The sequence below is a fragment of the Microcoleus sp. MON2_D5 genome (genome assembly GCF_036701905.1).
Classification (GTDB): Bacteria; Cyanobacteriota; Cyanobacteriia; order Cyanobacteriales; family Microcoleaceae; genus Microcoleus.
The window spans coordinates 15666-37910 of sequence record NZ_JAUBRM010000051.1 but is presented as its reverse complement, the minus strand read 5'-3'; the positions used below and the strand labels follow the sequence as shown (position 1 = coordinate 37910).

At 46.8% G+C, this 22245-nt stretch carries 21 protein-coding genes; 8 read left to right on the top strand and 13 right to left on the bottom strand.

Annotation, left to right across the window (positions count from 1 at the left end):
• Positions 1 to 46: 46 nt before the first annotated feature.
• The 6 genes from QUA47_RS19295 to der all read right to left on the bottom strand — a co-directional run bounded on the left by QUA47_RS19295 (position 47) and on the right by der (position 4988).
• Positions 47 to 664: a cell division protein SepF gene (locus tag QUA47_RS19295; protein WP_190656556.1), complete on the bottom strand. Its 618-nt coding sequence runs from the start codon at positions 662 to 664 to the stop codon at positions 47 to 49.
• Positions 665 to 781: 117 nt separating this feature from the next.
• Positions 782 to 1447, bottom strand: coding sequence for a YggS family pyridoxal phosphate-dependent enzyme (locus QUA47_RS19290; RefSeq protein WP_333431922.1), 666 nt, complete (start codon positions 1445 to 1447; stop codon positions 782 to 784).
• A 72-nt stretch (positions 1448 to 1519) separates the two neighbouring features.
• The gene (gene pipX, locus QUA47_RS19285; protein ID WP_006634205.1) at positions 1520 to 1789 is read right to left on the bottom strand and encodes a transcriptional coactivator PipX; all 270 of its coding nucleotides are present in this window, start codon (positions 1787 to 1789) and stop codon (positions 1520 to 1522) included.
• A 35-nt stretch (positions 1790 to 1824) separates the two neighbouring features.
• On the bottom strand, positions 1825 to 2283 hold the full coding sequence (acpS, locus tag QUA47_RS19280) for a holo-ACP synthase (RefSeq protein ID WP_333065641.1): 459 nt from the start codon (positions 2281 to 2283) through the stop codon (positions 1825 to 1827).
• A gap of 186 nt (positions 2284 to 2469) precedes the next feature.
• Entirely contained in the window at positions 2470 to 3465 is a 996-nt protein-coding gene (locus QUA47_RS19275; RefSeq protein ID WP_333431921.1) for an energy-coupling factor transporter transmembrane protein EcfT, read from the bottom strand.
• 161 nt (positions 3466 to 3626) lie between these two features.
• A complete protein-coding gene (gene der / locus QUA47_RS19270; RefSeq protein ID WP_333403425.1) occupies positions 3627 to 4988 on the bottom strand; it encodes a ribosome biogenesis GTPase Der in 1362 nt (453 codons plus the stop codon).
• A gap of 249 nt (positions 4989 to 5237) precedes the next feature.
• Here der and QUA47_RS19265 point away from each other — a divergent pair, with 249 nt between their 5' ends.
• Both QUA47_RS19265 and QUA47_RS19260 read left to right on the top strand, forming a co-directional pair.
• Complete coding sequence (locus tag QUA47_RS19265; RefSeq protein WP_333431920.1) at positions 5238 to 6446, top strand: NupC/NupG family nucleoside CNT transporter; 1209 nt, start codon at positions 5238 to 5240, stop codon at positions 6444 to 6446.
• Positions 6447 to 6667: 221 nt separating this feature from the next.
• Positions 6668 to 7255 (top strand): acireductone dioxygenase, encoded by a 588-nt coding sequence (locus tag QUA47_RS19260; protein WP_333218922.1) that lies wholly within the window; start codon positions 6668 to 6670, stop codon positions 7253 to 7255.
• A 92-nt stretch (positions 7256 to 7347) separates the two neighbouring features.
• Here QUA47_RS19260 and QUA47_RS19255 read toward each other — a convergent pair whose 3' ends face one another.
• The 4 genes from QUA47_RS19255 to QUA47_RS19240 form a co-directional block, all read right to left on the bottom strand.
• Positions 7348 to 8166, bottom strand: coding sequence for a hypothetical protein (locus QUA47_RS19255; protein WP_333431919.1), 819 nt, complete (start codon positions 8164 to 8166; stop codon positions 7348 to 7350).
• A gap of 170 nt (positions 8167 to 8336) precedes the next feature.
• The gene (locus tag QUA47_RS19250; protein ID WP_333431918.1) at positions 8337 to 8813 is read right to left on the bottom strand and encodes a DUF732 domain-containing protein; all 477 of its coding nucleotides are present in this window, start codon (positions 8811 to 8813) and stop codon (positions 8337 to 8339) included.
• Between the two features lie 212 nt (positions 8814 to 9025).
• Positions 9026 to 9721 (bottom strand): cupin domain-containing protein, encoded by a 696-nt coding sequence (locus QUA47_RS19245; protein ID WP_333431917.1) that lies wholly within the window; start codon positions 9719 to 9721, stop codon positions 9026 to 9028.
• Between the two features lie 68 nt (positions 9722 to 9789).
• Positions 9790 to 10356 (bottom strand): sigma-70 family RNA polymerase sigma factor, encoded by a 567-nt coding sequence (locus QUA47_RS19240; protein ID WP_333431916.1) that lies wholly within the window; start codon positions 10354 to 10356, stop codon positions 9790 to 9792.
• Positions 10357 to 10952: 596 nt separating this feature from the next.
• Between QUA47_RS19240 and QUA47_RS19235 the strand changes: the two genes are divergently transcribed.
• The 3 genes from QUA47_RS19235 (at position 10953) to QUA47_RS19225 (ending at position 15442) form a co-directional block, all read left to right on the top strand.
• On the top strand, positions 10953 to 12167 hold the full coding sequence (locus tag QUA47_RS19235) for a DUF4331 domain-containing protein (RefSeq protein WP_333431915.1): 1215 nt from the start codon (positions 10953 to 10955) through the stop codon (positions 12165 to 12167).
• A 102-nt stretch (positions 12168 to 12269) separates the two neighbouring features.
• The gene (locus QUA47_RS19230) at positions 12270 to 13676 is read left to right on the top strand and encodes a tetratricopeptide repeat protein (RefSeq protein ID WP_333431914.1); all 1407 of its coding nucleotides are present in this window, start codon (positions 12270 to 12272) and stop codon (positions 13674 to 13676) included.
• A gap of 263 nt (positions 13677 to 13939) precedes the next feature.
• Positions 13940 to 15442 (top strand): HoxN/HupN/NixA family nickel/cobalt transporter, encoded by a 1503-nt coding sequence (locus QUA47_RS19225; protein ID WP_333431913.1) that lies wholly within the window; start codon positions 13940 to 13942, stop codon positions 15440 to 15442.
• A 120-nt stretch (positions 15443 to 15562) separates the two neighbouring features.
• On the opposite strand, the gene QUA47_RS19220 is transcribed toward QUA47_RS19225, so the two are convergent.
• Both QUA47_RS19220 and QUA47_RS19215 read right to left on the bottom strand, forming a co-directional pair.
• Complete coding sequence (locus tag QUA47_RS19220) at positions 15563 to 16000, bottom strand: DUF6918 family protein (RefSeq protein ID WP_333040283.1); 438 nt, start codon at positions 15998 to 16000, stop codon at positions 15563 to 15565.
• A gap of 373 nt (positions 16001 to 16373) precedes the next feature.
• Complete coding sequence (locus QUA47_RS19215; protein WP_333431912.1) at positions 16374 to 16556, bottom strand: hypothetical protein; 183 nt, start codon at positions 16554 to 16556, stop codon at positions 16374 to 16376.
• 373 nt (positions 16557 to 16929) lie between these two features.
• On the opposite strand from QUA47_RS19215, the gene QUA47_RS19210 reads away from it, so the two are divergent.
• From QUA47_RS19210 to QUA47_RS19200, 3 genes are all read left to right on the top strand, one after another.
• Positions 16930 to 18564: a Ycf66 family protein gene (locus tag QUA47_RS19210; protein ID WP_333431911.1), complete on the top strand. Its 1635-nt coding sequence runs from the start codon at positions 16930 to 16932 to the stop codon at positions 18562 to 18564.
• A 339-nt stretch (positions 18565 to 18903) separates the two neighbouring features.
• Entirely contained in the window at positions 18904 to 20370 is a 1467-nt protein-coding gene (gene cobQ, locus QUA47_RS19205; protein ID WP_333218905.1) for a cobyric acid synthase CobQ, read from the top strand.
• A gap of 103 nt (positions 20371 to 20473) precedes the next feature.
• Positions 20474 to 20710 (top strand): 2Fe-2S iron-sulfur cluster binding domain-containing protein, encoded by a 237-nt coding sequence (locus QUA47_RS19200; protein WP_333431910.1) that lies wholly within the window; start codon positions 20474 to 20476, stop codon positions 20708 to 20710.
• A 105-nt stretch (positions 20711 to 20815) separates the two neighbouring features.
• On the opposite strand, the gene QUA47_RS19195 is transcribed toward QUA47_RS19200, so the two are convergent.
• Complete coding sequence (locus QUA47_RS19195; RefSeq protein ID WP_333431909.1) at positions 20816 to 22150, bottom strand: hypothetical protein; 1335 nt, start codon at positions 22148 to 22150, stop codon at positions 20816 to 20818.
• Positions 22151 to 22245 lie beyond the last annotated feature (95 nt).

Here is a 22245-nt window from a genome sequence, read left to right as displayed (position 1 = left end):
CTGACTACTGACTACTCACCACTGTCAACTGACTACTAACTACTGACTACTGAGCGATTGGAGCTTGTTCTGCAGGCCAGACTGTTGGTGCAGGAGCAGCAGCACGAGGGCGTCCTTGAGCAGGAGGCACTTCGTGAACCACACCAGACTGAGTTCTCACCTGCACGCAGCTAGGCGTAAACAAGAAAATACTTTCGCCAATTCGCTCTTGATGACCGTCAAGGGCATAAGTACCGCCCGCCACAAAGTCCACAGCTCTTTGCGCTTGGTCTGGGTCCATCACCGTCAGGTTCAAAACCACAGACTTCCGTTCCTTAAGCGCTCGAATTGCTGCCGGCATCTCTTCAAAAGTGCGCGGCTCCATTACTACTACTTCCGAAATCCCGTTCATAGCTCCAGGCATTCCAATCACGTTATTCATTACTGACCCTACTCCCCCGGTTGGTGCAACGACATCCATACCTGTCGATCCTACTACTGACCGCTCTCGCATTCTACGATTTTGACGACGTTCTTCTTCGGCTGCTGCGACTGCAGCGGGGTTCGGTTCAGGCGCTGGGTAGAAGTTCTGATAGCGCTCCCCTTCGGTTTCGTCGTACACGTCATCGTACTCAGGCTCATTGTTGATGCCTACAAAATCTCGCAGTTTAGAAAAAATATTCATGATTCACTCTCCTTCACGACTTTGCTGCCCCGACTATACTCGCGTCGCGCGTTAGTCGCGGGTGGCTGACTACTATATATTTAACCTAAATTGTCTTTATTAGAAGATTTGAATTATTTATCCCCTCCTAGAGCCAAATAAGGTTTGTCCTAGCCGTACCATAGTAGCACCTGCTTGAATGGCCAAATGATAATCTCCCGACATCCCCATCGAGAGCTGCTGCATTTGAATGCAGGACAAATTTTGCTGTTGGATTTTGTCAGCAAGTTCGCGGGTGCTGTTAAATAATTCTAGGATTTGCGAGTCATTTAACCCCAGTGGGGGTATTGTCATCAAACCTTGAATTTTGATATGCTGACATTTGTTGAGTTCTGGAAGGCCTGCAAGCAGTTCTGGAACGCTCCAGCCGTATTTGTCCGGGTCGGGCAACATTTTGACTTGCAGGCAGACTTGGGGAGAGCAGGACTGTTCGCCCGCCAAGCGCGAAAGTCGCTGAGCGATTTTTAAATTGTCGAGAGAATGAATCCACTGGAAGATCTCTAGGGCTTTGGCGGCTTTGTTGGCTTGCAAGTGGCCGATCAAGTGCCAGTTGATATCCGGTAAATCTTGCAGTTGCCTTTGTTTGTCGGCAGTCTCTTGAACCTTACTCTCGCCAAAATCCCGGATACCGGCGTCGTATGCTTCCCGGATAGCATCAGTTGGTACCTGTTTGGTAACGGCAATTAACCGCACTGATTCCGGCAAGTGTTGGCGAATGCTGTTAATTCGAGAGGCAATGGTCATGGGTGCTCAACGCTGGGAAGGGGAGGGAAGGAAAATTAAGACAGTTACCAATTACCAAGTTACTGATTTTCGCTATTGAAACGTGCGCTGGTGAATGGTCTGCAATTGGTCGTACTCCTGATATTGACCGCTGCGACGCAGGGTTCGCAGGCGAATTTCGACCATGAGGCGAGCGTCGGAGCGGCTGATTGGTTCAAATCTCAGCCCGCCTGGGCCGTTTGTCACCAAAAAAAACAGGCGCTGGGCGTATAGGGTGGTAAATAATTCTTGGCTGTCTTCAACCTGGGATACTCTGAAGAGGAGGCCAAAGTTTGGATGATTCAGGTAAGTTTCGGTAGTCATTAACGCTCACAATCGATCCATTTTAGATTAAAGATTTAGATTTTAGTTTCGCTCGATCGCCCGACGGCGTTGTTTGACGGCGGGGTACAAAGAGCGATCGCCGTAGCCGTGCAATAGTCTCCGTCGTGGCTGAGGCTCAATTGCCACTGGCAATTTCCCCAAACAGAGGCCTGTGCTGCTGCGGTTCCGTGCAGTTGCACGTTTGGAGCACCGTTTTCGGAGCGCCGAATCTCCACATCTGCATACCGTATTCCCCGCCATCCCGTGCCTAGAGCTTTGACAACGGCTTCTTTTGCTGCCCAGCGCCCCGCTAGTTGGTTGCAGGAAACTCGATTCATTTTACCTTTAATGCTGCTGTGTTGAGAATTTAGTGACCTACAATCCCTCTGTTCGGCGGGCGTGTAAACTTTTTCGAGGAAGCGATCGCCAAACCGGTCTAATGCGGCTTGTATGCGCGGAACATATACGATATCTGTCCCAAGATAGATGTTCAAGGTCTTGGTTCTCTAAATATTTGTCTCCATTACTTTAGCAGGACTGTCGCGCACCAGACAAAACTTACTCAAATGTAGGCCAGTGCTCAAAACGACGAGCTTCATCACTCATTCCCAATTCTTTAATATTCTTCAATCTCAAATCTAATCAATCAATCTAAAATCTAAAATCTAAAATCTAAAATCTTAACTGTCCCAACCCCAAACCAAGCGGGCGCTCCAGAGGACGAGCAAGCAGCCGAGGGCGATCCAGTCTCGGATTTTCAAGTGCAACTGGTGCCATTCTACACGGTGTCGATCGGGACTGGTGAAGCCGCGAACTTTCATGGCGCTGGCAATTTGTTCAGCTCGCAGGAGCAAGTTTTCTAACAGTCGCTCGGCTATCATCAACCACACTTGAGCTGCGCTGCGAAATCCGAGTTTTTTCCAGTTTATTGCTCGGGTTCTGACCGATCGCACTAAATTTTGTATTTCTTCCAATACTAGGGGAATAAATCGCAAAGATAAAGTTAATGTTAAGGCTATTTCGGTAACAGGCCAGTTCAAGCGGCGCAGAGGCTGCATTAAGTTTTCAATCGCGGCGGTGATTTCTTCGCTGGCTGTGGTGAGAAGGTAGAGGTTGGTGCTGTAAATTACTGTGAAAAATAGGGTGCTGACGTTGATAGCTAAATCTAGAGATTGGCGGGTGATTTTAATCGGGCCTTGTTTGAATACAACGTAACGGTAGTTTGTGGGTTGGGGGAGTTGATTTGGGCTTTGGGCTTTGGCATTGGGGATTGGGGAGTTTGAGCCTAAGTTAAAAGGTTTGTACCAGGGTTTGGGCTCTTGACGGGGTGGAAGGGTTGCGGGCTGTTGGGAAAAGGTTAATTCGTCGGCGGGGATGCGGGGCTGGTGTTCTGAGCGGAGTCCGTCGGGGGCGATCGCGCTGAGACCAAATACTAATAGACAGAATAGCAGCAGCAGTCCCATTTGCTGTTTCCACACGCGCAAGGGAATTGCTGCGGTTAGTGTCAGTACGATTAACATTCCTACTAGCATCAACCGCCAGATGGGATTGGCGAGTATTGGCGCAATCAGAAATGTCATCAACCAAGCTAATTTTACGCGGGAGTCTAGCCGATGAAGCCAGGTTACTGGTTGTTCTAGGTAAAGTCCAATAGGGAGCGATCGCAATAAATCCATTTTGTCGATTTTAGATTTTTAATAATATAAATTTATTGAACCGCGAAGACGCGTTAGGCAAAGCCGCGCGTAAGCGCTAGGACGCGAAGGAAGAGAAAAGAAAGAAACGCAATTTGCTTTGATTATTAAACTGCGTTTTTTCTTTAATATAAAGTCTAGAATTACTTCACGCGCAGTGCTCTGTTGGTTGTGCTGATTTCGCTGGCGCGAACTTTTTTGCCTCTCCAAAGCAGCCGCATTGGTGTACCGGTAAAGCCTAGATGTTTGCGGAATTGGCTTTCCATGTAGCGGCGGTAATTTTCGGTGAAGCGTTTGGGATCGTTGACAAATAGGGCGATTGTCGGTGGCTGCGATCGCACTTGAGTACCGTAATAGATTTTGCCTTGTTTTCCTTGGCGGGTAACTGGGGCTGAGTGCCAGCTTGTGGCTTCTTCTATGACTTCGTTAATCACGGCGGTAGGGACGCGACGTTTGTGTTCGTCGGAGGCTTTGTCTACTAATTCAATGATTTTTTCAACTCGCTGTCCACTCATGGCGCTAACAAAAATCATTTCTGCCCAGTCGAGGAAATAAAGTCGGGTTCTTACTTCTCTTTCGTACTCGTAGATGGTGTCGGAGTCTTTTTCTACGGCGTCCCATTTGTTGACGACTATGATGCAGGCTCGACCTTCTTCGCTGATGCGATCGGCTAATTTTTGGTCTTGGTCGGTAACGCCGTCAATTGCGTCAATTACTAGCAGTATTACGTCTGCCCGGCGGATTGCTTTGAAAGCGCGGTTGATCCCGAAAAATTCTGCACCGTATTCGACGTTTTTCTTTTTGCGTATTCCGGCTGTGTCGATCAGGCGGTAGGTTTTACCGTTGCGTTCTACTAAGGTGTCGATCGCGTCGCGGGTTGTGCCGGAAATCGGGCTGACTATGGCGCGATTTTCTCCGAGAAATGCGTTTAACAAACTCGATTTGCCGACGTTGGGACGACCGATAATTGCTACTTTAATTTCCTCAACTTCTGGTAATACTTCGGTGGGAAGATAAGTTATTAATTTGTCAAGCAATTCGCCGGTGCCGTTACCGTGAATGCCGGAAATTGGGTAAGGTTCTCCCAGTCCCAATTGCCAAAAGTCGGCTGCTTGGGTGAGTCCTGTATTTTCCGATTCGCATTTGTTGACGGCGAGAATGACGGGGACTTTTTGCAGTCTCAGCCAAGATGCGATCGATTCGTCGCCGCCGGTGAGCCCGGTTTGTCCGTCTACTACGAAAATGGCTGCGCTGGCTTCTGCGAGGGCTGCCATTGCTTGTTCGCGAATTAAAGGCAAAAATTCTGTTTCGTCGTCGAATACTAGCCCGCCGGTGTCTACGACTTGATATTCCCGATCGCCCCAGTATGCTGGTCTGTAAGTGCGATCGCGCGTGATTCCTGGTTCGTCGTGGACGATCGCGTCTTGGGTATTGGCTAAACGGTTGACGATCGTCGATTTGCCTACATTGGGGCGTCCAATAATAGCAACTATAGGTAGAGACATAAAAGTAGCAGCAATGAGGCTGCGCCGTAATTTTGAGGTTTAGCCTTTTATTGTAAGCCAAACTGGCTGGGATTGTATGCGATCGGGCTGCATCGTGTATTATAGGCCCTCCGGGGCTGTGCGGCCCGCGCCGCGAACTCATGGCGACCTCCGGAAACGAGATAAAGTACCATCGGACTGTTAATTTGGATTACCAGGCAGAGCCTGGTAACGATAAATGCTTGCTGCCCATTCTCTAAAAATTGCTAAATGGAACGACTTATTTCTGTATTCGGGTTAGCTGTTTTTGTCGGTTTGTCCTACGCCTTTTCAGTCGATCGGCGCGCTGTCAAGTGGCCGCCCGTATTGTGGGGAATTGCTTTACAGCTAATTTTTGCTATTTTGATTCTCAAAACTGCTCCGGGTTTGGCTGTCTTTAAATTTTTGGGAGATTTGGTGACGCAGTTTCTCAATTTTTCGGATGCGGGGGCAAAGTTTATATTTGGAGACAATTTTGCCGACCACTTTATCGCTTTTAAAGTGCTGCCGACTATCATTTTTTTCTCTTCGTTTATCACCCTACTTTATCACTACGGCATTTTGCAGCGAGTTGTGCAAGCAGTGGCATGGTTAATGATGAAAACCATGAAAACTTCGGGCGCAGAAACGCTTTCTTGTGCTGGGAATATCTTTATCGGGCAAACAGAAGCTCCTTTGTTAATTAAACCTTATTTGGCGGCGATGACGCTCTCGGAACTCCATGCTGTCATGACGGGAGGATTTGCCACAATTGCCGGCGGAGTCATGGCAGCTTATATTTCTTTTGGAGTACCCGCTCAACATTTAATTGGGGCGTCGGTGATGTCTGCACCAGCAGCTTTGGCTATTTCTAAATTGCTGTACCCAGAAACTGAAAAGTCGCTGACTGCTGGGGGGGTGGGGGTGAAGGTGGAAAAGGTTTATGCTAATGCGGTGGATGCGGCGGCTTCGGGTGCTAGCGACGGGTTGAAGTTGGCGGCGAATGTGGCGGCGATGCTGATTGCTTTTTTGGGTTTTTTGGCTTTTTTTAATGCGCTTTTGGGGTGGTTTGGAGGGCTAATTAGTTTGCCTCAGTTGTCGCTAGAATTAATTTTAGCTTATTTGATGGCTCCGGTTGCTTGGCTGATGGGGGTGGCTTGGGCTGATTGTGCAGAGGTGGGGATTGTTTTGGGAAAAAAAACGATTTTGAATGAGTTTGTTGCTTATTTAGATTTGATGGAATTGGTGAAACAACAGGCGATTTCTGAACGATCGCAAATTATCTCGACTTATGCTTTGTGCGGGTTTTCTAACATTGGTTCGATCGGGATTCAGATTGGGGGAATTGGCGCGATGGCTCCTTCGCGGCAAGGCGATTTGGCGAGGTTGGGCGTGAGGGCGATGATTGCTGGCTCTTTGGCTTGTTTTATGACTGCTTGTATCGCGGGAATGCTGATTTGAAAGTTTTGAGTTTTTAGTTAAGCTTTGCGGTGCTTATGGTGCACCTTATATTAACTCCAGTAAATGTTATTAAATAAAAGTTAAAAAAGCCACCAAATTATTTGATGAGTGGTATTGCTTTGATGATTGGCGAGGCAGGACATGGAATTTTAGCGATCGGCTATTATTGAAAATAAGCAGGAGTTTAGTTTTTGACCAAAGCTTAAAACAGCAGCTTAAAAATGGAAACTAAATTTCCCTCAAAGCTCAACACATTAGGTGGTAATATGGCTGTTCTGCAACTAGAAGACGGTAGAACATATACGGATATCCGGGCAATCGCGAGTCAACTGGCAGTTTTAAATATTGAGATCGATTCTCTGCCCACCAACGAAAATCCGGCGTTTCAAGAACTGCTCGTTCAAGACATTCTCAATGTTACAGAAAAACAGCAGATTCTCGCAGCATTTAATAGCGAGTTTGAACAGTTCAAGCGCGCTAGTGGATATCAGTGGTGCGACTTAAAAGTGCTGCATCCAGGTTCGCAACAGATTTACGCGCTGATGACTCAAAGCGATCGCACTCACACCCACACAGATGCAGAAGTTCTTCACATTTTAGCTGGGGAATGCGTTTTTGGGTTTGTGTATTCTAACGGCTCTCAGGTACAATTAATGCTGCAAGCTGAAGAATACATTAAAGTGCCGGCTAATACCGAACATTGGTTTTATCTCACTCCGTCCCTGTACTTGAAAGCCTTGCAGTATTACACCAGTGCTCAAGGCTGGGTTCCTCAGTATACTAACAGGAAACTAAAAATTAAAAACTAAATGTAGGGTGCGCTTCGGCGCACCTTCCTCTATCAAAATAGGATCTTGAAATGGCGACTCCACAAACAAAATCTCTCTCTAATAGCCTAGGATTAAATGCTCTCTGCTTCATTAGGTGCGGCCATTTCAATTTCTTCGCAACGCTGCAAAAGCGCTTCTATTTCCTGGGCTAAAAAAATTACTTCCGGCCAAGAAGAACCGTTAATTAAATCTTGAGCGTGAGCTAATTTGTTTCTCAATGCTTCTGCTGACTTTAAAAAACGCTCCCCGTAGCGTTTGGATTTGAGCCCCAGCCGATCGACTATTTCAGCAGAAGTCAGGATTAAATCTCGCTTGTCGCAGAACTGCAGGTAATCGATTAAGTCAATCGCTTCATTTCGCGATCGCCCCAATTCCCAAAGGTGTTTTGCGGCTAAGATGCGATCGCCCTTAAGCAATTTTTGCCAAGAATCTTGGGGAAAGTAAATCCGCACGATTCGCAATAAATTCATTTCGAGAAGCGTCACCAATCCAAACAGCAGCATCCGCACCGGTGCTTTTTGCAAATCGCCGCAGGTAACGATACCGTTGATCCTGTTGCTTTCTAATACAAATAATCTCGGTTTTTCTCGCAGCAGCGGCAGCAATTCCATCAAAGGAGTGGCAGCGGCGATTAATTCTGAGGGGTGAAAAATTTGCTGGTAGTCGCTGCACTTGCCTGTGATTAAGTGCGATCGTTCTACATAGCCGCAAACCGTACCGTTTTCTTCGATACCGAGCACGTCAAAATCGCGGGCCTCCATCCACGATCGCAATTTGACCGCATCTTCGCAAGCGGGGACAGCTTTCAGCGGTTCCGCGAGGTATTTAACTGTAATGCTGTCTTTGAATAAATCCCGCAAGTCGGCGGAACTTGATTTTAAATGTTTCATGTCCGGTAATTTCATGGATCGTTGCTGCAAGTAGAGACGCGGCATTACCGTGGGAAGCATCTCAGTTTTGTAACAAGTATTTTTTAGGAGTGGGAGGCGGACGATCGCACACGGATAGTAAAAGCAAAACTGAGATGCTCGCTTAGCGTGTCTCTCCAGATTTCATGATATTACTTACTGGCTAACTCCGGGCAATAATGGTTGGCGGCAAGAGTGGTAATAATATCGGCCTCCGCCAGAAAACTTTCTTTGACAGTGGGATTTTCAATACTGACAGCTTGCCCGATCGCTCTTAATTTAACTTCCGGCAGAGAAACTCCAGATTTTGCTTCCGCACACATTCTTTTAGCGGCCGCAATTTTTTGACCGGGCGCCCTTTGGATTGCTTGCAGTAAATTATCCGTTGCTTCGGGAGAGTAGCTTTTTGCTAAGCGTTTGTAGTCTTCGAGAAATTTCCCATCGTTTCCTGTCAGCTTAATGTCGGATTCTTGAGGCGAACACAACAAATTTAAGTTAATTACTTCTCCCAGTGAATTAACAAGAAAACATCCTTCGCGTTCTTGGGCGATCGCGCTGTGGTTGCTGGGTACAAATTGTATAATAATAACGGCGGACAGAACAGCAGTTAAACGCGAGTATTTTAGCATGGGAATTACGTGATATATTTGGAATTTTTAACCGCCGAACGCTACGCAATGCGGTATTCTTGAGTTATAACGTGTCGGCTAAATTAACCGAAGAAATACTTGGAAAGGCTAGTTTTACCAACACTGTAGAATTTCTACTAAAAATCGGCATACATAAACCAGCCCCGACTAAGCGAAAATAAATCCTTGCAGGAAAATCAACCGACATAATATCAGACCAACATTTCGTTCTCTAGGGAAGTTTTCATTAACAGCAAACATCCCCCTTGTGTGAGGGGCGAATGTGTGGAACCGGGAAGCGATCGAATGTAGTCCCCTTGATGGCAAATTTCCCCTTCTACAATTAAGTCTCCTTCTAATACAAGCACTTCCTCCGAGGCAGCGTGTCGGTGCAGGGGAAATGTTACTCCAGGTTCTAGTCGCATCAAGCAGGTAAGTTCGCGCTTTTTTTTGTCAATGTAAAGCTTGCCGAACGAAACTCCCGGAACTCCATAAGATTTCCATTTGACATCGTGCGAGCGCACGATTAAAGATGGAGTATTGTTCTCGGTTGGGGAGGTCACAATGGGCTTTAAATTGACTGATTCTGTCGGGGTTGGCTGCTGTTCGGCTATGCGCTGGAACAGGCGGTTTTTGAGGTCGGGGGCGACGGGAACTGGGGGGGCTGTGTAGGCGATCGCGGCAATTGTTGATTCCAAAGCAGCTAATTCACTTTTAAGTTCTGCGGACTCTTTCAATTTCTCTGCAAATGCGCCGCGTTCTGACTCGTCGAGGATATCGAGAGCTTGAAGGGCTGCAAGGATGTTATATTCCTCGTCTGGCATCATTTCCATCTGTTTTTCGCCAATAATTGTAATTCCGCCTAAGTTGATTTTAAATTTGAGATTGTCTCCTGCGCTCGCACTCAAGATGGATGATTGGAGATGCCACAATTTTAGATTGATGTTAAACAACTTAAATTTTGTTTTTTGAGAATCTAAAATTGTTCGCTCAAAGCCTGACGCAATTTGGAAATACCCAACCGAATTCTGGTTTTGATTGTACCTGTCGGGATACCAGTTTTAGCCGCGATCGCCGCGCAAGTCAATCCTTGGTAGTAGGCGAGTTCGATCGCCTGTTGCTGTTCCTTTGGCAGTTTTTCTAAAGCCGCTTTGACTTGTTCGCGGCGTTCTTTAAACATTGCATCTTCCATCGGTTCTGCAACGCTAGAGATGGGTACTTTAGCCTCTTCCAGACAAGCTTCAGCAGCCCGGACTGTTCGCTGCACAGCTCGCAGCCGATCGAGGGAACGACTGCGGGTCAGCATGAACAACCAGGTATCTGCTCGACTGCGAGAAGGATCGTAAGTTGCTGCTTTTTGCCAAATTTGGGAAAAAACATCGAGTACCACTTCTTCAGCTTCTTCTACCGAACCCAGGATTTTGTAAGCGAGAGCGTAACTTGGGCGACCGTAGCGATCGTAAAGTTTAGCTAATGCCGTTTGGTCTTTCCGGGCAATCTGCACTAAAAGCAGCGATTCATCGCCTGACTTCTGGCCTGTCATCTCAGTGTACCGAAAATTTTTGTTTTGACTGCACAGATCCAAAATTAAAAATTCGGCGTATATCACTACAGAACATAATTGTAAGTTTGAAGTTGGGGGTACAAACTGGAGTATGCCTTTTCCGGCCCATTTTGTCGTGCTTTGAATTGTAAAAATCCCAAGTCATCTTGAATTTTACCACCTAATTAGTGATTTTTTGGAGACTTAGCAATCCGCTTTATGCAGAACGAAGAAATGCCCCGAGCCTGAACAGTCAAAACAACGCCATTCACTCGTTCCTAAGCTCGGTCTGCTCACTCCCAAGAAGAGCCTGGAAACCCATATAAGCGAGGCTCTGTCTCCCAGCACGAATTCCCAAGAATAGCCCGGGAATGAATAAATCCTCAATAACGCACTTTTTTGCATAAATTAATCTTGTAGCACAGATCCAAAATTGCCAAACCTTCGTATACCACCAATAGGGGAAGGCTCAGGAACAGCGCAAAAGCCCGACAGGTTGACAGATTTCAACCTGTTGCTCCCAAAGTAAAACCTGCGAAGGCGGGTTATTTACCATTGATTTGTGCAAAAATATCATTGAAATACAGGTGCTAAGAGTGAAGCTCACAAAAAAAATTCGCCGAACCATACTAGCTATTGAAGTAGCTCTAATTGCTCTATTAACTCCAGGGATAATTGTTGCTTCAGACCACGACGACGGGGAAGTAGATATTAAAGGTCGCGCTGTCAATTTAACTGACGTGTTCGTCTATCGCGAAAAAGACCAAAACCCCGGTGCTGCGGAGGGGGATTTAGTATTTACCATGAATTCAAATCCCAGGTCTGTAGCCCGCTTTCAATATTATTTCAGCACTACAGCCCTCTACCAATTTCACATCACGCAGGTAGGTGACGTGAATTCTACACCTACTGGACGTTCGGATATTATCTTGCGGTTTGCCTTTAGTCCGCCTAATAATCAAGGTATGCAAGCGGTAGCTGTAACTGTTGTTCGCGGTGGCTCGGAGACTGTTTTTAAGACTACAGTTAACGGCGGGCTAATTGCCACAACTCCCCTGAACTCTAATGCTGTTGTGAATACAGTACCTGTGGGCGGTTCTAACTTGACTGTATTTGCCGGTTTACGCGAAGACCCGTTTTTCTTTGATGTGGAACAATTTTTCCGAGTTCGCGCCGCAGCTTTAGGCACTGGGCCGCGCACTGCTTTTAAAGAACCGAATCAAGCGATCGACTTTACTAAAGGTTACAACGTCAATACAATTGCTGTCCGCGTTCCGAAAGCGTTTTTGCAAGCAGGAACTGGGGCGAATACTTTTGATGTTTGGTCAACAGTTGCGATCCGGGATGGAGCTGGCGGTTTCAAACAATTCGAGCGTTTGGCGAGACCTGCAATTAATGAGGGTTTGATAGTTTCTTCCGCTTATCTGGAGGCATTTAATAATATTCCTCCGAAATTGGATTTGAGCGCTGCTGCTGCTCCGGTGCGGCAGGAAGCTGTTGCTACTTTGAATGCTGTGGATCTTTTGGACGGTCGGGATAATGTCGATCCAAATGCGATCGCCGGAGCTTTCTTACCCGATGTCATGCGGATTGATACCACAAAAACCAGCGGCTACGCTAGCGCTACAAATGCTCAAGGAAGCTTGATCGGAGGTCGTATGCTGATGGACGACGTTATTGATATCACTCTGGGAGCTTTGGTGGGTTCTCCGGTGGGCGATAACGTTTCATATAACGGAACTCCGGGAAATCCGGCTCAGGGACACAAACCTTTAGAACCCACTTTTCCTTATTTGGCTTTGCCTAATTAGTGATTAGTCATTAGTCATCTGTCATTAGTCAGGGTTTACTGACTAATGACAGATGTAAAATCCTTTTTTTAACCGCAGATGAACGCTGATTAACGCGGATGTATGAAAACTAAGACTAAACTGGAAATAAAATCGGATATTTTCTCGTGGTGGCTGCTGATAGTAGTTCCTTTAGTTGGGATGGTAGTAGTGAATTTACCTCCTAATTTGCGTTTTATTTCAGATAAACTTTATAACGATAGTCCGGCCAATCTAGACGCTAATTACCGCTATCATTTCTCGGAAAGTTTGAGAAATAATCCCAATCAAAAGGAAGCAATTAAGCAAGAGATTGCTTTTTACCAGCAGCGGTTGGCCGTTGATTCCCGCAGCGGTTTGAACCGGGCGGCACTGGCGGGATCTTATTTAAAAATGGCTCGCGGTACTGGGGAGGGAGGTTGGTTTTTATTGGCAGAACAAGCGGCTCAAAGGTCGATCGCCGATTTGCCTTTTGACAACCAAGGTGCGCTGTTAGTTTTAGCTCGAATTGCTGAGGCAAGACACGATTTTGCTACTGCTTTGCGCTTTGCTAAACAGGTGGGTTCTGAGAATGAAGATGCGATCGCCCTTTTAGTTACATCTCACTTAGCTATGGGAAAAGTGAGCGAGGCAAATGCAGCCGCAGAAGCCTTAGTTAACCGGATTCCTAACTTGGGTTCCCTCACTTTGAGAGCTTTAGTGAGAGAGTCTCAGGGCCGAGATGCTGAGGTTTTGCAGGATTACCGCCAAGCAATGGCCGCGGAGGAACCGGGAGAGGTTGCTGGTTCGGCGCGGGCCCGATCGCTCTTGGGTCGATTTTACGCGCGTCGCGGGCAGTTTGTGCAGGCGAAAGCGTTGTTTTTGGAGGCGCTGCGGTTGGTGCCGCGATACCCCCTAGCGCTGATTTATTTGGCGGATTTGGAGACGCGGCAGGGCAATTATCGGGAGGCGGAAGGCTATTACAGCAAGGTTTCTGCGTATTCTGGCCAGGTTGAGACTGTGTTCGATCGCATTGTCGATCGCGGTATGGCGAGGGTTAAGGATTTGCAGGGAGATGCGAACGAATCCCGGCGACTTCGCGACAAAGCAGAAGCTGGGCTGCGACAGGAACAGGTTTCTGGATCTGGCGGTTTCGGGCACCGCAGGGATTTGGCGAGTTTGCTGCTGGAAAAAGGTCGATCGCAGGATGTCACGGAAGCGCTGGCGTTAATGCAGGAGGAGGTGAAAATTCGCCGGGATGCTGTGACCCTAGATACTTTGGCTTGGGCGCTTTCGAGTGCTGGGGAATGGCAAAAGGCCGATCGAGTGATGGCGGAAATAGTGCGATCGGGCATTCGCGATGCGGGTATGTTTTACCGGGCTGGTGCGATCGCCCGGACTTTAGGTAAGGATGCTGAATCTCGCGCTTATTTTCAAAAGTCCAAGGAAATTGACCCGAGTTTTGACGATCGATCCCGCCAAGCATTGGGTTTGGGAAGTTATGAATTTTGAGATTAGCTAATAGCAGCCATTCGGCCAAGTTCGCCATTCCGTCAATCCGCCAGGGGTTGAAACCCCTGGCTCAAAGCTTAAGTCCTCTTGCATAGGACTGAAATGCACAATTGTTGAATTTGATTAGCTATTCAGTCGGTTTTAACCGACTTTCGCTATGAGACGGGGATTTCAATCCCCGGCGGGCTTGCGGGTAAGCGCGCTGGAAAAATCACAACAAAAACCAATAATTCATCCGAAAATCACTAAAAGAACCGGGATTTATGCAGTACAAAATAAACCGAATTCCCAAATTATTTATCCTATTTTTCCTGACACTTTCATTGTTACTAACAACCTCAACCAGGCCAGTTTACTCGCACTGGTCAGACTTATCCGTAGCAGAAATAGTAGTCAACGATTTGCAAACCGAAATAACATTAACTTTCCCAACCGGCTTAACAAACTTCGCCGACGACAATCGAGACAGCCAGCTACAACCTGCTGAAGTTCGCAGCCACCAAATACAGCTAGAAAAGTTTTTCAGCCAACAAATCCGCATTACCAACAGCAGCAATATTCAAGGCTCAGTAGCCATAGCACCGCTAGACATAGCAGCTAAAACCGCCAGCTTAATCCAGCAGCCGAATACCCACAGCACCTTAATTTTAGACTACACCTGGCCCGCACCTTCTCAAGATAAAACCCCCGGTTTACCTGACTCGATTTCCATCTCCAAACCAGAGAAATTGCGGATTAATTACAATCTGTTTTTGCCCGAAGTTCCGACAGCTAGCTGCCAAGCTACGATTGTACAAGCCGGTGCTGTAAAAAGCTTTGTGTTTACGCCGCAAAACCGCGACTTTTTGTTAGCAGGAAAGGAATCTATCTGGGATTCAGGTTGGAGTTTACTGCTAGCAGTAGCGGGAGCATTTGCTTGGGGATGCGTGCACGCGATGTCGCCCGGACACGGAAAAACCATAGTCGGCGCTTATTTAGTTGGTTCGCGGGCTACTCCGGTACACGCTTTATTTCTAGCAGCGACCACTACAATTACTCACACTGCAGGCGTGTTTGCTGTGGGCGGAATTACTTTGTTTGCTTCTAACTTGATCGACCCGGAAAAATTAGATCCTTGGCTGAATTTAATCTCTGGTTTATTAGTAGCCGTAATCGGGTTTAACTTACTCTTATCAAAAATTAAGACTAGGTTGGTAGTGAGGACTGAAGTTCTCAAAAAAATCAAAACTAAAATTTTTAATAAAAACTGGTTTTTAAGGAGTAAAGTCCTTACTGCGGAATGTGAAGAACCAGTGAATCTTTTGAGTAGGGGAAGTTGGGAGAGAGAATTCAAGCCTGTAAAACCCGATATATCTCACCACTACCACCATCACGGAGACGGCCGCCTTCACTCGCATTTGCCTCCCGGTGCTGACGGTTCTGCTATTACTTGGAAAAGCTTATTAGCGTTGGGAATTTCCGGCGGTTTGTTGCCTTGTCCTTCCGCTTTGGTGATGCTCTTGAGCGCGTCGGCTTTGGGCAATGTTGGTTTGGGAATGACGCTAGTGGTAGCGTTTAGTTTGGGATTGGCTTTAGTGCTGAGTGCGATCGGATTAATCTTAGTTTATGCCAAACGAAATTTTGATAAACTGCCAAAACAGATAACAGCAGTTAAATTTCTGCCGGCGATTAGTGCGGTGTTTGTAATGTTTTTGGGGTTGGGAATTACCGGACAGGCGATGTTGAAAATATTTGCTGAAAATCAGTGGGTAATTGGCAATGGATAAGCATAAAATTAGGACTCTTTCTCCTAACTGCAAACTTACGAATAAGTCTGCTTTTAGATACCCGATTTCTGGAAGAATCCGGGTATCTGGGTATCCTGTTTTTTAGCCGTTGCTCACTTATCAGGCCGCACTATGTTTATTAATAATTTGGGCTAAATCCGGTACTCCCTTTTCTACGTAAGTCTTAGCTGAGGGGCGGAGTTTGGCATAGGCGCCTTTAACCATCCCTCTTGTGCTTTTCTCGACCCTTTTGTCACTTATCTGGAGCAATTCGTCTGCTACTTCACCTTTTCTTTGAGCAAAATATTCGACTGGGTTGCCATTGTTTACGGCTTCAGTCCACATCGGATCGAGTGCGATCGAGATTTCTGGCAGAAGTTGATCGACGACTTGGGCGCAATAGTCAGCCCGTATCCCCTTGACAGTAGAGTAGGCAGCTTTCAGAGCCATACCACCCAATCCTGACGCTGCAGCAACTTGTTGGTCTATCAACTTTACACAGTCATCAACAAAAGTTTCTCTGTGGTTTTCATTCAAGAGAATATCACTAAGTCCCATTTTCACTTTCCTTGATTTAATAGTCAATGTGCTTATTAGCTTTGAGCTCAATCTGACATCATATATCTATTTTGAACCTTTATTCAAGGTTTCCCAAGTTTTTTAAGGTTTGAATGTGTCTATGACAGAACCTAATGTTGAGTTTTGTCTCGTATGTTATGGGAATTAATGTTCTATCTGCTACTAATTATTTGGCTACGGTTTGTAGTAAGGGCTTTAGTCCTTATTAGGTGATATTAATGAGGACTAAAGCCCTGACTACAAACTGATGAGTTGTGAACAGTCACATAAAAAATAGAACAGCTCGAAAAAAATATTAGAAAGGCTATGCCTAAGTCCGATCGCACTTGCACGTATGAGCTGGCACGTATCATTAGGATTGGACGTTGGGCTTGAGGGCCGCAGGTACTGCAACGATGGGAACTTTCTGGGTTTGAGCCGGGCGATCGCTCGCTCGCAATACCAAATTTTTCGATAACGGCGCGGAAGTGGTGAGTCCGGGAAATACTTGAAGCGATAAGGTTAAGCCGGCAGCTAATAATACTTTTTCTAACATGGCAGTGTCTCCAATTACATATGCCCTAAGGCATAATTCCTCTTACACCTACAACATATAAACATCCTCAGTCGCTTGGTGCGATCGCACGGGCATAGTTTAAGTGACATCTATCACCACGGAGAAGAGGGTGATGGGGATAGGGGGTCTGGGGGTAGGGGGTGATGGACCCTAGGGAACTGGGGGAGAGTGGGAAATCTTTCCTGGCACTTGTACCGTCAACATCGGTTGAACGTGTTAAATTCCTTACATCGGTTCGTTGCCGAACTTCCCCCCAAATCAAGAATTGTCCTAGAGAAAGAAGCCGTTGAGTCTCTCTCAAAGGTAGAATTAGCGCGTAGAAGTTATTTGACACAGCGGAGGTACCGACAAGATGCTTGCATACATTCTGGCGTTGGCGGTCGGTCTAGGCAGCTTCAGTATTTACATGGCGGCCTTCTTTTTTCCAGAAGTACACCGCAAAAGTGATTTTACCTGGAGCGGGGTAGGGCTTTTTTATGCGTTAATTTTATGGGCTTGTGCGGGACGAATTACTGGTGCTCTCCTGCTTGGTCAAATGGCGGGCGTGGCGATGTTGGGCTGGTTTGCCTGGGAAACTCTGACTTTGCGCCGGCAAGTGACACCCGTTGCTGAGCAAACGCCGATTCCTCAGTCGGCGAATTTGGCTGCAGCAGGCGTGCCGTTGGCTGCCTTGTTTGCCAAGAAAAAAGAACCCGCAGCGAAAAAACCTAAGTTTGTTCGATCGCCCAAACCGAAAACTGATGTGGTTCCAGCACCCACTCTGGATAAGGGCGAGGTAAAGCTAGAGGAACAGCCGGCGATTCCCCCCATAGCTGAAAGTATTGCTGAAAGTTCGATCGCTCCGACGACTGAAAGTGCGATCGCCCCTGACTGGACAATTCCCGACTCGAAACCACCTGCAATTGCAGAAATACCAGTGTTTTCAGTCGAAACTCCTGCTGCTGAGACTTCACCAACCCCAGCAGAATTAGCCAGCAGTTTCACTCCTCTACCTCTACCTCTAGAAATTTCAGAAATAGCCGTTGCACCGAGTGTGGAGCCAGCAGAGGCTCAGCCAGAACCTCCACAGCAGCCAGAAGCAGATGATTTTGACGAGGAAACAGAATGGAGGACAGCCGTTAAAGAGTCGCAGGCGGCAGCAGCGGCGGCGGCGGCGGTGGCCCCAACTCCTCCTACTCCTCCTAAACCAGCTAAAAAATCCGGCGGTTTCGGAAGTCTGTTCGACAATATCAAAAATAGTCTCGGCGGTATGTTGGGAAGAGGTGCGGGTAAAAACAAGTCTGATGCAACTCCCCAGACGCCAAAACCTTCAGTGACTCCAGAATCGATCGCACCTGAATCTAAAATAACGGCAACTCGTGCACCCGGTATCGACCAAATTCTCGAATCCGAATTAGCCGAGGTGGCTGCGGAAGTGGCAGCCGAAAGTAGCAACACTGCTGTTGAAACAAGCCAAGGAGTGCCGTTTCCCAACGATGTTGAAGCAATGGCCTTTTTGATGGCCACAGAAACCGCGAGTTCTGACAAAATAGGGGAAACTCCGATCGAAGATCGATCGTCCGCTGACACCCAGACACCTCTGGCTGCGGTTGGTGAACCGGAAGCAGCAGCAGGCGTACTAGAAGCAGAAGCCCCTGCTGTATCTCTGGAAACCCAGACACCGCTGGCTGCGGTTGGTGAACCGGAAGCAGCAGCAGGCGTACCGGAAGCAGAAGCCCCTGCAGCATCGATAGAAATGACTGTGGTGGAAATGGCAGAGCCTGTAGAGATAGAAGTACCGGGAGAACCTGGGTTGAGCGTGCAGGTGGAAACGGTTTCAGTATCAGTGATCTCGATCGAATCAACAGATAAAAAACCATCTTCTGAGGGAGAACACCCGGAATTGATTCGCCCGAATCCCCCCCCTCCGGATCTAGTAGAAGCTGCTCAAGCGGCCCATGAATCCAAGTCTGAGAATGTATCCGGCGAAGATAAGCCGTTATCTTGAGGCAAAAAGCAAAAGGTAGAAACCAGAATTTTTTTGATTCTGTTTTCTGCCTTCTTACTTCTTACTCCTTACTTCTTACTTAGGCCCTCTTCCTTCCTCCTTATTCACGCTTGACTTCGGCTCTCAACATCCATCCGTTAAATCCGTTAAATCCGTTATATCGTTTCCGGTTGCATCGGAATAATAAAATCGAGTCAACAGTTAACACTCAACCATTTAGTTTTTAGACTCCGAGTCAGCAGTTTACACTCAACAATCAACAATCACGGACGGTGCAACGGGAATAGATATTAAATCCCTTACACTGCGCGTTGCCGAACTTCCTTCTCCCTTAATATTATGAAAGCAATTATGGTCGTGGGAACAACATCTCACGCAGGGAAATCTTTACTCGTGGCAGCTTTGTGTCGAATCTTTTCTCGGCGAGGCTGGCGGGTAACTCCGTTTAAAGGTCAGAATATGGCACTGAATTCCTATGTCACAGCGGCCGGCGGAGAGATTGGTTACGCTCAAGCAGTGCAAGCTTGGGCTGCGGGCGTCGCACCTTGGGTAGAAATGAATCCGATTTTGCTCAAGCCACAAGGAGACATGACTTCTCAATTGATTGTGAAGGGCCGGGCGATCGCCAATGTGCGAGCATCTCAATATTACGAGCAGTATTTCGATATCGGCTGGCAAGCTATTCGGGAATCTTTGGAATTTCTCGGGCAAGAATTTGACATGATTGTTTGTGAGGGAGCCGGTAGCCCTGCTGAGATTAATCTCAAACACCGCGATTTAACAAATATGCGGGTAGCTAAATATTTAAAGGCTCGAACTTTGCTAGTAGTTGATATCGATCGCGGCGGTGCTTTTGCTCACATTATCGGTACTTTGGAATTGCTCGATCCAGACGAACGAGCTTTAATTAAAGGATTCATTATTAATAAGTTCCGAGGACAAAAATCGATCTTAGATCCGGGCCTGACTTGGCTAGAAGAAAGGACGGGAATCCCGGTAGTTGGGGTGATTCCTTGGATAGACGAAGTGTTTCCCTCAGAAGATTCTCTCGATTTGCTCGATCGGCGTTCTCCCAATGCTCAAACCGACATCAATATTTCCGTCATCCGCCTGCCCCGAATTTCCAATTTTACAGACTTTGACCCCCTAGAGTCGGAAACTTCCGTCACTGTCAAATATGTCAGCCCAAAAGACCAGTTAGGCCATCCAGACGCCGTGATTTTACCAGGCTCTAAAACTACAATTTCCGATTTGCAGGTGCTGCGCCAAACAGGTATGGCAAAAGCTATTCAAAATTATTTAGTAGCTGGCGGTACAGTCATGGGAGTTTGTGGCGGCTTTCAGATGCTGGGGCAAAGTATCACGGATAAAGAAGGGGTTGAGGGAGAAAAGGGAGAATTTCCAGGATTGGGGTTGCTGCCTTTGAAAACTGCGATGGCACCGAACAAAATTGCCCGCCAACGAATCGTAACATCTAACTATCCTCAACCGGGTTTACCCGTTTCCGGTTACGAAATTCATCAAGGAAAAACGCAAATCCTAGAGTCAGATTTGACTCAACCGCTATTTGACGATGCTAGTTTAGGCATTGTCAATACTTCTCAATCAATTTGGGGCACATACCTGCACGGCATCTTTGACAACGGAGCTTGGCGGCGAGCTTGGTTAAATCACTTGCGGCAGCAGCGGGGACTCCGCGCGTTGCCTACGGGTATTCCTAATTACCGGGAACACCGCGAAACTCTGTTAGACTCTCTAGCAGATACAGTGGAAAAGCATTTAGATATCAAGCATATTTTAGGTTGATTAGTTAACTGTTGACAGTTGACTGTTGACTGTTGACTGTTGACAGTTGACTGTTAACTGTTAACTGTTGATTATTGTTTGTTAGAGTTGAGGTTCAAATTCAATGACAAAAGTTTGTTTTTTACCAGATAACGTGACAGTTGAAGCTGAAGCAGGAGAGCTTTTACTAGATGTAGCTAAACGTGCAGGGGTTTCTATTCCTACCGGCTGTCTCATGGGTTCTTGTCACGCTTGCGAAGTAGAAATTGATGGCGGAGATACGATTTGTGCTTGTATTTCCGGCATCCCTTCGGGGAGAAAGCAAGTGACAATTAATCTGTATGTTGACCCGACTTGGTAATTTGTCAGTTGGCAGTTGGCAGTTGGTTGTTGGCAGTTGGCATTAGTCATTAGTTAACAGTCAACAGTCAACTGCTAACAATGCTATATTCCCAATTTCAAACCTTTAATTTTTTTGCCATTCTTGCTGTTTTTTGCGAGCAGATTGCAGCCATTTTTGGGATTCAGGATAAACCGTTGTGCCGGGTTTGACGGATTCTAATTGATTGATAATTTGTTGCAACTGGCTGAGGGAGTAACCGGGATTTTGAGAATTCACATTATTTTGCAAGTTGGCAAACAAGTTTTTAGCTGCTTGCAAAGCGGTGGTAGAATCTTTTTCTGCTTGCAGTCTAATCTGGGTGATTCCTAAATTTTTTTGATATTCAGCGAGTTTGGTTTGAGCATCGAGATAGCCCGGATTATCGAGGGAAATTAATTTTAGTCGGTTAATTCCTTCTTGCCACAATTCTGCTATTTGCTCCCACTGTGCGGCTGGATGCGGTGGTTTTTGGGAGGCGACGGCGGCGGAGAGAGCAAATTCTTTGGCAGCTTCAATTAAGTTGTCAGCCTGCACAGAACCGGTGGCGACGCCGCCCATTGCTTGAAAGTCTCTTTCTGCTGCTTTGAGTGTTTTCTTAGCCGTTTCTCCCGCGAGGGTTTCGGCGGGAATTTGATTGAGTTGGTCGATCGCACTTTGCCAATTTACCGTCGCTTTTTGTCTATCCGCAGCCGTTTTGGCTTGCTGATACTGCTGTTTTGCCGCGTTGAGAGTTTGTTCGACTTGATTTAACTGAGTAAAAGCATTTTTTTGCTGGAAAATCTGAGCCTCCATCCGCCCGACATTTTTGCGGGCGGCTTGAAATTCATCGAGTGTAAACTGCCAACTGCAGCTAAAAAAAGAGCAGTACCTCTTTGGGTAATAGCCGAGGAACCACACCGGCAAGGCGTCGAGGTGTTTTTGAGCTTGTTTTGCTTTTATTTCGCCCAAGTCAAAATCAGCGACAGCCGTGGCTTTATTCACCAGTTGATCGGATTGTTCCACAAGGGCGATCGCCTGCCGGTAATTGTGATCCATACTCCTAAAACTCGGCAGCAACAATATCGGCATTGTTTTCGCCACGGGCCAGCGAATCATTGGAAAAGGCAGGTTAATCAGCCAAATTATCCCCGCAGCACTTCCCAGCAAACTCCCAGCAAACATGATTTTACCGAACAATCCCGGCGGGCGGTTGGCTTTGACGGCTGCTTTGAGAGCTTTTTCGCTGAAGTTGGGAAATTCGTCTTTGAAGGTATCGCGGATTTCTTCTATTGAGGCGAAAGTGCCGTTTTGCGATCGTAATTTCTCTAACCGCTTGATTACCATCCGTCGGTAGACATCACCCGCTAGACTATCAGCCGCCGCGCACTTGTCAACTTCGGCCCGCAAAATTTCAAAAGCTCGATCGGTAAGACGCGCCATAAAACTCACCTATTCCCTTTTAATTATTTTACAGGTTCCCGTCAAAATAATTGTTAAAATATATAAAGTTTATATCAAATAATCCGAATTAATTT

Excerpts from the sequence above, each read along its gene's own strand:
- cobQ (WP_333218905.1), top strand. The coding sequence starts at position 18,904 with ATGAAAGCAATTATGGTCGTGGGAACAACATCTCACGCAGGGAAATCT.
- pipX (WP_006634205.1), bottom strand. The coding sequence starts at position 1,789 with ATGACTACCGAAACTTACCTGAATCATCCAAACTTTGGCCTCCTCTTC.
- QUA47_RS19230 (WP_333431914.1), top strand. The coding sequence starts at position 12,270 with ATGAAAACTAAGACTAAACTGGAAATAAAATCGGATATTTTCTCGTGG.
- QUA47_RS19295 (WP_190656556.1), bottom strand. The coding sequence starts at position 664 with ATGAATATTTTTTCTAAACTGCGAGATTTTGTAGGCATCAACAATGAG.
- QUA47_RS19275 (WP_333431921.1), bottom strand. The coding sequence starts at position 3,465 with ATGGATTTATTGCGATCGCTCCCTATTGGACTTTACCTAGAACAACCA.
- QUA47_RS19265 (WP_333431920.1), top strand. The coding sequence starts at position 5,238 with ATGGAACGACTTATTTCTGTATTCGGGTTAGCTGTTTTTGTCGGTTTG.
- QUA47_RS19250 (WP_333431918.1), bottom strand. The coding sequence starts at position 8,813 with ATGCTAAAATACTCGCGTTTAACTGCTGTTCTGTCCGCCGTTATTATT.
- QUA47_RS19290 (WP_333431922.1), bottom strand. The coding sequence starts at position 1,447 with ATGACCATTGCCTCTCGAATTAACAGCATTCGCCAACACTTGCCGGAA.
- QUA47_RS19215 (WP_333431912.1), bottom strand. The coding sequence starts at position 16,556 with ATGTTAGAAAAAGTATTATTAGCTGCCGGCTTAACCTTATCGCTTCAA.
- QUA47_RS19240 (WP_333431916.1), bottom strand. The coding sequence starts at position 10,356 with ATGACAGGCCAGAAGTCAGGCGATGAATCGCTGCTTTTAGTGCAGATT.
- QUA47_RS19195 (WP_333431909.1), bottom strand. The coding sequence starts at position 22,150 with ATGGCGCGTCTTACCGATCGAGCTTTTGAAATTTTGCGGGCCGAAGTT.
- QUA47_RS19200 (WP_333431910.1), top strand. The coding sequence starts at position 20,474 with ATGACAAAAGTTTGTTTTTTACCAGATAACGTGACAGTTGAAGCTGAA.
- QUA47_RS19260 (WP_333218922.1), top strand. The coding sequence starts at position 6,668 with ATGGAAACTAAATTTCCCTCAAAGCTCAACACATTAGGTGGTAATATG.
- QUA47_RS19225 (WP_333431913.1), top strand. The coding sequence starts at position 13,940 with ATGCAGTACAAAATAAACCGAATTCCCAAATTATTTATCCTATTTTTC.
- QUA47_RS19210 (WP_333431911.1), top strand. The coding sequence starts at position 16,930 with ATGCTTGCATACATTCTGGCGTTGGCGGTCGGTCTAGGCAGCTTCAGT.
- der (WP_333403425.1), bottom strand. The coding sequence starts at position 4,988 with ATGTCTCTACCTATAGTTGCTATTATTGGACGCCCCAATGTAGGCAAA.
- QUA47_RS19255 (WP_333431919.1), bottom strand. The coding sequence starts at position 8,166 with ATGAAACATTTAAAATCAAGTTCCGCCGACTTGCGGGATTTATTCAAA.
- QUA47_RS19220 (WP_333040283.1), bottom strand. The coding sequence starts at position 16,000 with ATGGGACTTAGTGATATTCTCTTGAATGAAAACCACAGAGAAACTTTT.